Here is a 12538-nt window from a genome sequence, read left to right on the forward strand (position 1 = left end):
ATCGTCACCCCAGGCCGCCGGCCGAGGCCGCCGACTGGCCGGCCGCGCCGCGGACGGCGTTCAGCCCGGTCAGGTCGAACAGTCCCTTCAGCGAGCCCTTCGTCCCGAGTCCGACCGCGGTCGCGTGCTGGACGAGGGTGGGGAAGGCGGCGGCGTCGGGGTCGGTGGCGAAGGAGACGTGGTCGAGCGCCCGCACCAGCACGCCGTCGGCGAGGGTCTTGCCGGTGTCGGCCTTGAGCTGCGCGTTGATGTCGGCGGCCGCCGTCGCGGGGTCCTTCAGCGCGGCGACCGCGTCGGAGTTGCCCTGCACGAGCGCCTTCACCGTCTGCGGGTGCGCCTTCAGGAAGCTCGCGGAGACGGCGAGCACGGTGGTCGGGAACTTCCCGCCGGGCCACAGCGACGCCTCGTCCACCAGGACCTTCGCGCCGCCGTCGATCACGAACCGGGACACCCACGGTTCCGGCACCCAGGCGCCGTCGATCTTGCCGCCCTGGAACGCGGTCAGCGCCTGGGCGTTGTCGGTCGGGGCGATGGTGAGGTCGCCGCCGCCGGTGGTCGAGGTGTGCAGGCCATTCTTGGTGAGCCAGTAGCGCAGCGCGACATCCTGGGTGTTGCCGAGCTGCGGCGTCGCGATGGTCTTGCCTTTGAGCTCGCCGGCCGACGCGATGTCGCCCTTCACCACCAGGGCGGCGCCGCCGACGGCGACCCCGGAGACGATCTTCAGCGACTGGCCGGCGCTCTTCAGGTAGGAGTTGATCGCCGGGCTCGGGCCGATGTAGGCGGCGTCTATCGCGCCGGCGCTCAGCGCTTCGACCTCGGCCGGGCCCGCGTTGAACTGCGTGGTCTTCAGCGTCGTCTTCCCGAGCGCCTTCTGCAACAGGCCGCGGTGGATGCCGACCAGCGCCGGAGCATGGGTGACGTTGTCGAAGTAGCCGACCCGGATGGTCGACGCGGGAGTGCCGGTGGCCGCCGGAGTGCTGGCGGCAGTGCTCGCGGCGCAGCCGGTGAGGGCGGCGGTCGCGGCGGCGAGGATCAGGACGGCTGCGGTGCGGAGTCGGGTGCGCAAGGAAAAGCCTTTCAGGAGGAGACGATGCCGGCGGCGAGGGTCGCGCCGGATTGGGGGTCGATGAGCAGGAAGGCGCCGGTCTCCCGGTTGGCCGCGTACGGCTCCACCGGTAGCGCCTCGGCGAGCTGGAGGGAGACGTGGCCGATGTCGTTGACCTCCAGGGTCTCGGCGGGGACGACCTGCAGCGTGGTCAGGTCGCGGCGGCCCTCGATCGCGCTGAGTCGCGCCTGGACGGTCGCGGTCCCCCACTTCAGCAGCAGCCGCGCGCCGGCGGCGCCGCGGGAGGTGTCCAGCCAGAACACCTCGGCGGTGATCGCCGACCGCGGCTCGGGGAGCGTGCCCGCCGCGCCGAGCAGGGCGCCGCGGGCGAGGTCCAGGTCGTCGGCCAGGCTGACGGCGACCGACTGCGGAGCGACGGCGGACCGGACGCTGCGACCGGCGACGTCGATCCGGGTCACGACCGAGGTCGCGCCTCCGGGGTGGACGCTCACCCGGTCGCCGACGCGCACGGCGCCGGAGGCGATGCGGCCCGCGGCCGAACGGTAGTCGCGGTAGTCGGCGGCGTCCAGCCCGGGGGCGAGGGCGCCCTGCGGCCGGAGGACGAGCTGCACCGGCAGCCGGAGCGGGTCGGTCGCGGCCTCCAGCCGGTCGGCGCCGGGCAGCGCCTCCAACAGCTCGAGCAGCGCCGGGCCGTCGTACCAGGGAGTGCGGCCCGAGCGCTCGGCGACGTTGTCGCCGTCGACCGCGCAGACGGGGATGACGTGGAGGCCGGTGATGCCGAGCTCCGTCGTCACGGCGACGAGCTCCTCCGTCACCTCCCGCACCCGCTCGGCGTCGAAGCCGATCAGGTCGATCTTGTTGATCGCCACGATGACGTGCGGCACGCGCAGCAGGCCTATGACCGCGAGGTGGCGGCGGGTCTGCTCCAGCACGCCGTTGCGGGCGTCCACGAGCAGCACGACCGCGTCGGCTGTGGTGGCGCCGGTGACCATGTTGCGTGTGTACTGCACGTGGCCCGGGCAGTCGGCGAGGATGAACGAGCGGGCGTCGGTGGCGAAGTAGCGGTACGCGACGTCGATGGTGATGCCCTGCTCGCGCTCGGCGCGCAGGCCGTCGGTCAGCAGCGCGAGGTCGAGTCCGCCGGCCTCCCCGCCGAAGCCGCGCTCCCGGGAGGTGCGCTCGACCGCGGCGAGGTGGTCGGCCAGGATCGCCTTCGAGTCGTGCAGCAGCCGGCCGACCAGGGTCGACTTGCCGTCGTCCACCGAGCCGGCCGTGGCGAAGCGGAACAGCGTGCCGCGCGTTCCTGCCGCCGGCGCCGGAGCGCCCATGCGGGTGTCGTCGTCGAGGAGAGTCATCAGAAGTATCCCTGCCGTTTCCGGTCTTCCATCGCGGCCTCGGAGATGCGGTCGTCGGCCCGGGTGGCGCCGCGCTCGCTGAGGGTGGAGGCCGCGACCTCCCGCACCACGGCGGCGACGTCGCGCGCGTCGGACTCGACGGCGCCCGTGCAGCTCATGTCGCCGACGGTCCGATAGCGCACCAGGCGGCGCTCGACGGTCTCGCCGCGGTCGGCCGGCGAGACCGGTCCGATCGCCCGCCACATGCCGTCGCGGGCGAACACGTCGCGCTCGTGCGCGTAGTACAGCGGCGGCAGCTCGATGCCCTCGCGTTCGATGTAGCGCCAGACGTCCAGCTCGGTCCAGTTGCTGATCGGGAACGCGCGGACGTGCTGGCCGGGGGTGTGCCGGCCGTTGTAGAGGCTCCACAGCTCGGGCCGCTGGTTGCGCGGGTCCCACTGGCCGAAGCCGTCGCGCAGCGAGAGGATGCGCTCCTTCGCCCGCGCCTTGTCCTCGTCGCGGCGGGCGCCGCCGAACACGGCGTCGTGGCGCCCGGCCTCGATCGCGTCGAGCAGCGGGCCGGTCTGCAGCGGGTTGCGGGTGCCGTCGGCGCGCTCGGTGAGCCGGCCGTCGTCGATGTAGTCCTGCACGCGGGCGACGGCGAGCGGGATGCCGAACCGCTCGGCGGTCGCATCGCGGAAGTCGAGGACCTCCGGGAAGTTGTGCCCGGTGTCGACGTGCAGCAGCGAGAAGGGGATCCGCGCCGGCCAGAACGCCTTCGCGGCCAGGTGCAGCACCACCACGGAGTCCTTGCCGCCGGAGAACAGCAGCACCGGCCGCTCGAACTCGGCGACGACCTCGCGGATGATGTGGATGGACTCGGCCTCGAGCTGGTCGATCAGGGCGAGGGAGGCCGTCGGCCCCGCGTTCACGACGGCGCTCACAGGTGCAGCCCGCATTCGGTCTTGGCGAGTCCCGCCCAGCGGCCCGAGCGCGGGTCCTCCCCCTCGGCCACCGGCTTGGTGCACGGTTCGCACCCGATCGAGGGGTACCCGTTGGAGAGCAGCAGGTTGAGCGGCACCGCGTGGGCGGTGGCGTAGTCGAGGAGTTCGTCGAAGGTCCACGCGGCGAGCGGGTTGACCTTCACCAGGCCGTTCTTCTCGTCCCACGAGACGAACGGGGTGGCGGTGCGCGTGGGCGCCTCCTCGCGACGGACGCCGGTGAACCAGAGCTCGTAGCCGGTGAGCGCGCGCTGCAGCGGCTCCACCTTGCGGCGGGCGCAGCACAGATTCGGGTCGCGGGCGAACAACTCGGCGCCGAACTCGGCGTCCTGCTCGGCGACGGTCTGCTTCGGCTTCACATCGACCACACGGACGTCGAGCGCATGGGCGACCTCGTCACGGGTGACGTACGTCTCCACGAAGTGGTAGCCGGTGTCGAGGAACAGCACGTCCACGCCCGGGAGCGCGGTCGCGACGACGTGCGGGAGGACCGCGTCGGCCATCGAGCAGGCGACGGCGGTGCGCTCGACGGCGAAGTTGTCGGCGACCCAGCGGACGATCTGCTCGGCGGTCGCGTCCGCCAGCTCGCGGGCGCCGCGCTCAGCGAGAGCGCGAAGCTCGTCCACGGGACGAAGCTCTGCGGGCCGCGTCGGAGCGCTGCCCAGATTGGTCGCGGTCACTGCAGCGCCTCCTCGTCTGCCCTGTGCGCCCACTCGGCGAACGTCTCGGTCTCGCCGCGGTCGGCGAGGAAGCGCCGCACGACACGCTCCACGTAGTCGGCGATCCCGTCGGCGGTCACCTTCAGGCCGCGGACCGTGCGGCCGAGGCCTGCCTCGTCGCGGTCGCGGGAAGCCAGGCCGCCGCCGAGGTGCACCTGGAAACCGGGCACCTGGCCGCCGTTCCCGTCCGGGAGCAGCTGGCCCTTCAGTCCGATGTCGGCGGTCTGGATGCGCGCGCACGAGTTCGGGCAGCCGTTGACGTGCAGGCTGAGCGGCGTCGGCAGGTCGAGACCCGCGAGCCGGTCCTCCAGCTGCTGCACGGCCGCTGTCGCGGTGGCCTTGGTCTCCACGATCGCGAGCTTGCAGAACTCGATGCCCGTGCAGGCGATCGTGCCGCGGCGGAACACGCTCGGCTTCGCGCTGAGTCCCAGCTCGTCCAGTTCGGCGACGACGGCCTCGACGCGGTCCTCCGGGATGTCCAGGGCCAGGATCTTCTGGTGCGGCGTCGTGCGCAGCCGGGTCGAGCCGTGCCGCTCCAGGAGGTCGGCGAGCTGCCCGAGGGTCGTGCCCGAAACGCGGCCGACGAACGGCGTCACGCCGATGTAGTAGCGGCCGTCCTTCTGTCTGTGGACGCCGACGTGGTCGCCCGCGGTGGTCGGCGCGGCCGGTGCCGGTCCGTCCGCAAGCGGAGACTCCAGGTATTCGGTCTCCAGCACGTCGCGGAACTTCTCCACGCCCCAGTCGGCGAGCAGGAACTTCAGGCGAGCCTTGTTGCGGAGGCGGCGGTAGCCGTAGTCGCGGAAGATCTGGACCACCGCGTGCCAGACCTCCGGCACCCGCTCGGCCGGGACGAACGCGCCCAGCCGTTCGGCCAGTCGGGGCGTGGTCGAGAGGCCGCCGCCGACCCACAGGTCGAAGCCGACGCCGAGCTCGGGGTGCTCGACCACGACGAACGAGACGTCGTTGATCTCGTGGACGACGTCCTGGCTGGGGTGGCCGCTGATCGCGGTCTTGAACTTGCGCGGCAGGTTGGCGAGGTCGGGGTCGCCGAGGAACCGGTCGGCGATCTCCTGGATGAGCGGCGTCGGGTCGATCAGCTCGTCGGCGGCGATGCCCGCGACCGGCGAGCCGAGGAAGACGCGGGGGACGTCGCCGCACGCCTCCGTCGTGCTGAGGCCCACGGCCTCCAGCCGCCGCCAGATCTCCGGGACGTCCTCCACCCGGATCCAGTGCAGCTGGATGTTCTGCCGGTCGGTCAGGTCGGCGGAGTCACGGGCGAACTCGGTGGAGATGCCCGCGATGGTCCGCAGCTGGGCGGTGGTGAGCTGGCCGCCGTCGATCCGGACGCGCAGCATGAAGTACTCGTCCTCGAGCTCGTGCGGCTCCAGGGTCGCGGTCTTGCCGCCGTCGATGCCGGGCTTGCGCTGCGTGTAGAGACCCCACCAGCGGAACCGGCCGTGCAGGTCGGTGGGGTCGATGGACGCGAAGCCGCCGTCGGCATAGACGCGCTCGATGCGCTCGCGGACGGCCAGTCCGCCGTCCTCCTGCTTCCACGCCTCGTTGGCGTTCAACGGCTCCCTGCCGTCGACCGCCCACTGACCGTTCGGCCGGGCGTCCGTCCGGCGCGGCCGAGCGGCCGTCCGTGCGGTGTGCTGTTCCGAGATCGTCACGGGAATTCCCTCCTCCGCCGACGGGCGGATCGAGAAGGGAACCTAGGCCGGATGCGAAGTGCGACGGAAGGGCGACGGTAATAAATGGACGCAATCCAGAAAGACTGAACGAGTATTCAGGCATCCTGGGGCGGCCACGAGCATGTCCCGAACCGACCGAACCGCGACCCCTCCCGAGAGCACATGATCGCCATCCTCACCGTCTCGCACGGCACCTCCGACCCGCTGGGCCAGCGGGCCATCGAGCGTTTCGCCCTCGCCGTCCACGACGCGGTGGATGCCGACCTGGCCGCCCACGCGTTCGTCGACGTGCAGCAGCCGGACGTCGCGTCCGCGCTCAGCGTGCTGCCGGAGGACGCGACCGTCGTGATCGTCCCGCTGCTGCTGTCCCGTGGCTACCACCTGGGCCACGACCTCCCGGAGGCCGCGGCGCCCTACGGCGAGCGCGTCATCATCGCCCCCGCGCTCGGTCCCGACCGGCGGCTCGCCGAGATCCTGCGGCGCCGGCTGCACGAAGCCGGGCTCGCGCGGGACGACCGCGTGGTGCTCGCCGCTGCGGGCTCGAGCGACCGCGCGGGCGTCGATGACGGGCTGGAGGCGGGTCTCCTCCTCGGCGTCGCGTGCCACCGCCCGGTGACGGTCGGCTTCCTCAGCGCGGCACAACCATCCCTCGATATCGCGGTCGCCCGGACTGCGACCGACGGCGCTGGACGGGTGCTCGTCGCCAGCTACCTGCTCGCCCCGGGCTACTTCCACCGACTCGCGCAGCGGACGGCGGCCGGTGTCGTCACCGAGCCTCTGCTCCACCACGACCGGATGACCGACTGGGAGCTCGTCGCCGTCGCGCGCGACCGCTACTTCTCCGCGCTGTCCGGCGCCGGGGTCGCGCTGTCACCCGTCGCGACGCCGCGACGACGCGCGAGCAGCACGATCGACGCGATGAGACCGTAGACTGCGCCGCCCAGCAGCACCAGTGCGGACACCGTCACACCCGGGGCCGTGGCCGCAGGCGAGAGCGTGAGACTCGCGACGGCGATCAGGATGAGACACGCGCTCAGCCCCGCGAAGAACACCAGGGCTCGCCTGTGCTCGGTCTCTCGATCGGACACGGTGCCTCATCTCCTCGCGTTCGGTGGGATCGCGAGGCAGGATATGCGGGCTCGGCCCGGGGCGATAGCTCTCGTTACGCCGCGTGAAGCGAGCTCGGCGAGGCGGTGCTCACAGTCCGTCGAACGTGTCGTCGTCGATCGCCGACTGCGACACCTCCGTGCCGTCCGCCTCCGGTTCGCCTCCGACATCGATCTGGCTCCACACCACCGGCATGCCGGGCGAGAACAGGATGTCGATCCCGGGGCCCGAGTGCAGCGGCGGGATGTTCACGTAGTCGCCGCCCGCCTGGATCGCCGCCTTGATCTTCTCGCGCAGCTCCGTCACCGATCCCGGCAGGAAATAGTCCTTGCCGTCCACGGTCAGCCTGTTGACGATCACTGTTCATCCGTTCTGTCGGTCTTGTCGTGGGCGTGCGCCTCGACGCCTGCGGGAGGTTCGTCGACGACGCGGAGGCCGGACACGCTGTTCGCCGTGCGGACGAGCGCCTCCACCCACGCGCGGTTGATGGGCTCGCGCGCGTGCGTGGGGTACGTGAAGCGGATGCCGACGGTCGGGGAGAGCCAGATCGAGTTGGAGCCGCTTCCGCCGGCGACGGGGATGTCCCAGGAGAACACGAAGCTCTCATTCCGCCGCAGCTTCGTGACGATCGCCAGCTGCAGGTGGGCCAGCAGCCGGTCGTCGAATTCGACGGACGACATGGCGTCGCCGTAGTAGAGGGTCCCCATCAGCGCTCCGCAGGCTCGGGGACCGCGCGCAGGCCGCCGACGCTGTTCGCGGCGTCCATCAGGGCCTCCGTCCACGCCCGGTTGAGGGCGGGTCTGCGGCTGCCCACGTACTGGAAGTGCACCGGGACGGACGGGTTGATCCAGATGGCGGTCCGGCCGCGCGAGTAGGCCTCGTCGTGCTCCCACTCGAACAGGAACTGCTCGTTCCGCCGCAGCTTCGACGTGATGACCAGCTGCAGGTGGGCCAGCAGGCGGTCGTCGATGTCGATCTTCGCGCCGGAACCGTAGATCAGAGTGCCCAACCGGAGCTCTCCTTCCGAACTCGGGCGCCGGGGCGGGTCCCACCGGCGACTCGATCATATGCTGCCCCGGCCGCCGGCCGGGCGACGCACGCGCTCATGCGGGCTCGTGTTCCCGGTCGGCGCGCAGGGCTCCCCGCGCCGCGGTCGCGACATCCGCCGCGGACGGCCTCAGCGACGCAGTGGACTGGGTCATCTCCTGGATGAGGGTGCGCCACCGCTCCGGGATGCTGTCGGGCGTCTCCGGATCGCGGTCCAGCCGCGCGAGCGCGGACTCGACGGGCGTCCCCGGGAACGCGACGGTCCTGGTGAAGCACTCCAGCAGGACGAGGCCGAGCGAATAGATGTCCGACGCCGGCGTCAGTTTCTCGCTGCGCACCTGCTCGGGGCTCAGGTAGGGGGCCGTCCCGAAGGTCGCCTCCGCGAGGTCTTGGGGGCGGGTGGCGTGGATGGCGATGCCGAAGTCCGTCAGCCGCGCCCTCGGACGCGAGAACCGGGTGCCGTAGTCGACGATCATGATGTTCGACGGTGTCACGTCGCGGTGGATGACGCCGCGCGCGTGGACGTACTCGAGCGTCTCGGCGACCTCGAACGCGACCTCGCCGATCTGCCGTGTGGCCATCGGGCCCGCGTTCAGCACCGCGCGGAGCGTGTCGCCCTCGACCAGCTCGATGACCAGGAACGGGCGCGGGTCCTTGGGCGACGAGTCGTCGACGCCCGCGTCGAGGATCGACACGACACCGTGGTGGCGGAGCGCGGCGAGCACGCCCACCTCTGCCCGGAACCGCGCCACGTCGTTCTGGCTGCCAGAGGAGAACAGCTTGACGGCGACGTCGCGGCCCAGGTTCTCGTCGCGCGCGCGGAAGACCATCGAGGTGCCGCCGCGCGCGAGCAGCCGGGTAGGCCGGTACCGTCCGAGCAGGAGCGGGACCGGGATGTCGGGTTTGGCCACCCTCCCATTCTCCGGGATTGCACACGTTTCCGCCCCCCATAGACGGCGGCGCGAGACCGCGGTATGGGGTGCCGCTACCGGTAGGCCCCGTGAACGACCGCCTGGTCGCCGCCGCCCCGCTTCGCTGCGTACATCGCCTGGTCCGCCAGGCGGATGAGGTGGTCGATCGAGTGGGTGCCGACCTCCCCGTCCGCGATGGCGATCCCGACACTCGCGGTGATGTTCAGCTCCCGCGGGATGCCGGGGAAGTCCTGGGCGATGGCCGCTCTCGCCCGGTCGGCCAGTTCGAGCGCGTCCGACGTGCCGGCGACCTGCAGGGCGGCGATGAACTCGTCTCCGCCGTAACGGGCGATCATGTCCTCCTGACGGAAGACCCGGTTCAGGCGCTCGGCGACCTCCTTGAGCACCGTGTCACCGGCGGCGTGCCCGAGCGTGTCGTTGATGGCTTTGAACCCGTCGAGGTCGACGAACAGCACGGCCATCTGGTCCGCGTGCGCGCGCTCGGTCTGGTGCAGGTTCTCGTCGAACAGGCGCCGATTGGGCAGGCCGGTGACCTCGTCGAGCATCGCAGCACGGCGCAGCCGCGCCTCCAGGCGGATCCGGACGAGCACCTGCCCGGCGAGCTGGGCGAGCGCCTCGGCCAGCGGAATGGCCTGATCGTCGAACTTTCGGGGCTGATCGAAGTAGCAGGCGAACGCGCCGTACAGGACGTCGTCCTCGATGATCGGCACGGCGATGAGACCGTAGACGCCCGACCGTTCGAAGACGCCGCTCAGCCCGAGCCCGGGCGCCACGATGTCGACCTCGGCGGGTTCCTGGATCGTCACCACGCTCCCGAGCTGCATCGACTCGCTGTGCGCGTCCTCCGGCCACTCCTTCGCCAGCGGGTTCTCTCCCGCCACGAGGGTGTAGTTGCCCGGTTCGCCGGTGTGCACGCTGCACGCGGTCGCGTTGAACGCCCGGCGCGCGGTCTCCGACAGCAGCTCGCCGAGCTCCTCCTCCGTCCGCGTCTTCGCGAACGCGACGGAGGCGGAGAGCAGCAGCTGCAGCCGGTCGCTCTCGCGTCGGCCGAGCGCGGCGGTGCGCTCGCCGACCGCGGCGAGCTCCGGGTCGAAGGCGACGATCGTGTGTCCGCCCGAGATGCGGACGGCACGGATGACAAGCGAGCTCCGCGTCCCCTGGTAGGCGTGCGCAGTGGACGCGAGGCGGATTCCGCCCGTGTTGCCCGTCGCCAGTGCGGCGGCCAGTTCGTCGGGGTCGACGCCGAGCACCGCGGCGAGCGGCTCGCCGACGAGCTGCTCAGAGGTGCGGCCGGCCCAGACCTCGAATGCAAGGTTGGCGTCGACGACAGTGTGGGATCGGTCGATGAGGGCTCGCGGGAAGGGCTGCATGCGCGCGACTTCGTCGAGCACGTCGCGCCTCAAGCGCGTGACCGGTCTAAATGCATGTGTTGAGCGTGACGGTTTCTGAGACGATCGTCAAGTTAGCGCGCCCTACCGGCGGCGCGGTTTCCGCCGACGCCGACCAGCAGGCTGTCCACGTCGGCCTTGGTCGTCGGGCGCGACAGCAGATAGCCCTGGCCGCGGTCGCACTGGAGAGCGCGGACGCGGGCGAGCTGCGCCTCCGTCTCGATGCCTTCGGCGACCAGGCGCATGCCGTGCTCTTTGCCGAACGCGACCGCTTGCGCCAGATCCTCGGCGTGCGCGCCCTGGGTCTCCTGCACGAGGGTCTGGTCGACCTTCAGCTCGGTCGCCTGCAGGGCGATGACCTGCTCCCGCGACGCATAGGCGGCCCCGAAATCGTCGACCGAGATGTTGACGCCGAGCCCGCTCAGCCGGTGGACGGTGTCGATCGCCTCGGGAACCTGGGTCACCGGCGTGGTCTCGGTCACCTCGAGCGTCAGCAGGCGCGGCGCGAGCGAGAACTCATCGAGCAGCCCGGCGACCGTGTCGACGATCGCCGCTGTCCGCAGCTGCAGGATCGACACGTTGACCGCGACCTCGATCGGGTGCCCGTGGTTCTGCCAATCGCGCGCGGCGTGGCAGCCGAGCCGCAGCATCACATCGCCGATCCCGCCGACCAGCCCGAGACGCTCGGCCATCGGGATGAACTCGCCGGGAGAGATCAGTCCGAACCGCGGGTGGACCCATCTGCTCAGCGCCTCCGCCCCGACGACCGCTCCGTTCGCGAGCGAGAACTGCGGCTGGAACAACGCGATGATCTCACCGCGACCCGCCGCCGCAGGGAGGTCATGCTCCAGCAGCGCGAGGCGATCCTCAGTGCGCACGGTAGACCTCCCGACTCGTTCGAACCGTCCTAGTTTCCCGCATCGGCGAGGAAGGGCGGGGGCGTTGGCAAACGGGGCGCAATGTTGTAAGATTTGCGGCCACCTCCCCGTGGGCGACGTCAGTCCACCCAGATCCCGTTCACGAACAGCGCCGTGTCGAGCGCGAGGAGGACCAGGCCCGCCGCGAACACCGTGCGGAAGATCCAGCGCCGCCGGGCATCGGTCGCGGTCGTCGCGACCAGGAGCGTCAGGGGGAACAGCACGACCGTCGAGCGGGCGATCGAAAGGTACGTGGTGCTCGTCATCATGGCGACTGCGGTCAAGCCGACGTAGGTGGCGAACGCCCACTGGCGGCGGCGGAGCATGACGATCAGGCCCGTGACGATGAGAGCGGCGAAGACCAGGTCGAGGGCATTCTGGAGGGTGTGCGGCCACGGCGGGACGAAGATCGACGCGACGGTGTCGCCCAGCGCGGTCCACGGCCAGGTGAACGCGCGGTGCCAGCCTGTGTGCTGCGCGGTGAACCACGCGGCCGGATCGGCCGTCCAGGCCCAGAGCGCCGCCCAGTAGCCGAGAATGCCTGCGGAGCCGATCGCTGCGGTGCCGACGGCCTTTGCGAGGAAGGGCTCGCCGCGGCCGCGGAGGCGGACGGCGACCGCGACCGCGAGACCGGCGATCAGGAAGACACCGTTGATCCGGGTGGCGGACGCGCACGCGGCGAGCGCGCCGGCCTGCCACCCGCGGCCACGCTCGGCGCACAGCCACGCGCCGACGGCGAAGACGGCGAACAGGGCCTCCGAATACGGGGCCACCAGGAACAGCGCGTAGGGGCCGAGCACGAACAGCAGGGTCGCGGCGACCGCGACCCGGTCGCCGTGGCGGCGGTACGCGAGCCGCCACACCAGGAGCGATGCCGCCAGCGACGCGATCCCGGCGACCACCTCCAGGGCGATCACCACCTGCGCGTGGTCGGGGTGCGGCAGCCCGACGGCGGCGAGGGCGACGCGGGCCGCCGCGGGATAGCCGGGGAAGAACGCCGACCAGGTGGGGCCGGTACCTGGTCCGACGTAGCCGTGGAGGGCGATCGATCCGAAGTAGACGCTGTCCCAGTGGAAGAACAGGGCGGCGGGCGACACGGCTGCGGCGTGGCCGCTCAGCACCAGTACGACGGCGCGCACCACCAGCGCCCAGCCGACGATCGCCGCGTGCGCGGCCGTCCACAGCGTGACGGGCACGACGACGCCCCTCGACCGCAGCCGGCCGGCCAGCCGGGCGCCGATCGCGAGCGGACGTTCGGACGTTCGCGCGCTCGTCAAATCGGCGTCTTCTGCAGGATGATCACCACTGTTCCATCCAACCGGAGCGACCTCCCGAA

Annotated in this window: 13 protein-coding genes; 1 reads left to right on the forward strand and 12 read right to left on the reverse strand. The window is 71.5% G+C overall.

Going from position 1 to position 12538, the window contains the following annotated elements:
* Nucleotides 1–4: 4 nt before the first annotated feature.
* From AC1ROW_RS08325 to AC1ROW_RS08345, 5 genes are read right to left on the reverse strand one after another with little or no spacing between them, the layout of a single operon-like run.
* Nucleotides 5–1066, reverse strand: coding sequence for an ABC transporter substrate-binding protein (locus AC1ROW_RS08325; protein ID WP_493018412.1), 1062 nt, complete (start codon nt 1064–1066; stop codon nt 5–7).
* An 11-nt stretch (nt 1067–1077) separates the two neighbouring features.
* Nucleotides 1078–2394, reverse strand: a complete 1317-nt coding sequence (locus AC1ROW_RS08330; protein ID WP_493018999.1) for a sulfate adenylyltransferase subunit 1 — start codon at nt 2392–2394, stop codon at nt 1078–1080.
* A 26-nt stretch (nt 2395–2420) separates the two neighbouring features.
* Nucleotides 2421–3359, reverse strand: a complete 939-nt coding sequence (cysD, locus tag AC1ROW_RS08335) for a sulfate adenylyltransferase subunit CysD (protein ID WP_493018413.1) — start codon at nt 3357–3359, stop codon at nt 2421–2423.
* Nucleotides 3341–4081 carry a phosphoadenylyl-sulfate reductase gene (locus AC1ROW_RS08340; RefSeq protein ID WP_493018414.1) on the reverse strand — a complete coding sequence of 247 codons (741 nt, stop codon included), beginning with the start codon at nt 4079–4081 and terminating at the stop codon, nt 3341–3343. The genes cysD and AC1ROW_RS08340 overlap by 19 nt, the downstream gene beginning before the upstream one ends.
* Nucleotides 4078–5784 (reverse strand): nitrite/sulfite reductase, encoded by a 1707-nt coding sequence (locus tag AC1ROW_RS08345; RefSeq protein WP_493019000.1) that lies wholly within the window; start codon nt 5782–5784, stop codon nt 4078–4080. The genes AC1ROW_RS08340 and AC1ROW_RS08345 overlap by 4 nt, the downstream gene beginning before the upstream one ends.
* Nucleotides 5785–5973: 189 nt before the next feature.
* On the opposite strand from AC1ROW_RS08345, the gene AC1ROW_RS08350 reads away from it, so the two are divergent.
* Entirely contained in the window at nt 5974–6741 is a 768-nt protein-coding gene (locus tag AC1ROW_RS08350; protein WP_493018415.1) for a sirohydrochlorin chelatase, read from the forward strand.
* Nucleotides 6742–7008: 267 nt separating this feature from the next.
* Here AC1ROW_RS08350 and AC1ROW_RS08355 read toward each other — a convergent pair whose 3' ends face one another.
* The 7 genes from AC1ROW_RS08355 to AC1ROW_RS08385 all read right to left on the reverse strand — a co-directional run bounded on the left by AC1ROW_RS08355 (nt 7009) and on the right by AC1ROW_RS08385 (nt 12479).
* On the reverse strand, nt 7009–7278 hold the full coding sequence (locus tag AC1ROW_RS08355) for a hypothetical protein (RefSeq protein WP_493018416.1): 270 nt from the start codon (nt 7276–7278) through the stop codon (nt 7009–7011).
* Complete coding sequence (locus tag AC1ROW_RS08360; RefSeq protein ID WP_493018417.1) at nt 7275–7625, reverse strand: DUF7882 family protein; 351 nt, start codon at nt 7623–7625, stop codon at nt 7275–7277. Before AC1ROW_RS08360 ends, AC1ROW_RS08355 begins: the two co-directional genes overlap by 4 nt.
* A complete protein-coding gene (locus tag AC1ROW_RS08365; RefSeq protein WP_493018418.1) occupies nt 7625–7927 on the reverse strand; it encodes a DUF7882 family protein in 303 nt (100 codons plus the stop codon). Before AC1ROW_RS08365 ends, AC1ROW_RS08360 begins: the two co-directional genes overlap by 1 nt.
* Nucleotides 7928–8021: 94 nt before the next feature.
* A complete protein-coding gene (locus AC1ROW_RS08370; protein ID WP_493018419.1) occupies nt 8022–8876 on the reverse strand; it encodes a serine/threonine-protein kinase in 855 nt (284 codons plus the stop codon).
* A gap of 74 nt (nt 8877–8950) precedes the next feature.
* Nucleotides 8951–10288 (reverse strand): GGDEF domain-containing protein, encoded by a 1338-nt coding sequence (locus AC1ROW_RS08375; RefSeq protein WP_493018420.1) that lies wholly within the window; start codon nt 10286–10288, stop codon nt 8951–8953.
* A gap of 71 nt (nt 10289–10359) precedes the next feature.
* The gene (locus AC1ROW_RS08380; RefSeq protein WP_493018421.1) at nt 10360–11163 is read right to left on the reverse strand and encodes an EAL domain-containing protein; all 804 of its coding nucleotides are present in this window, start codon (nt 11161–11163) and stop codon (nt 10360–10362) included.
* A gap of 119 nt (nt 11164–11282) precedes the next feature.
* The gene (locus AC1ROW_RS08385) at nt 11283–12479 is read right to left on the reverse strand and encodes a mannosyltransferase family protein (RefSeq protein ID WP_493018422.1); all 1197 of its coding nucleotides are present in this window, start codon (nt 12477–12479) and stop codon (nt 11283–11285) included.
* Nucleotides 12480–12538 lie beyond the last annotated feature (59 nt).

This window comes from Leifsonia sp. GW821-FHT13C09 (genome assembly GCF_058806435.1).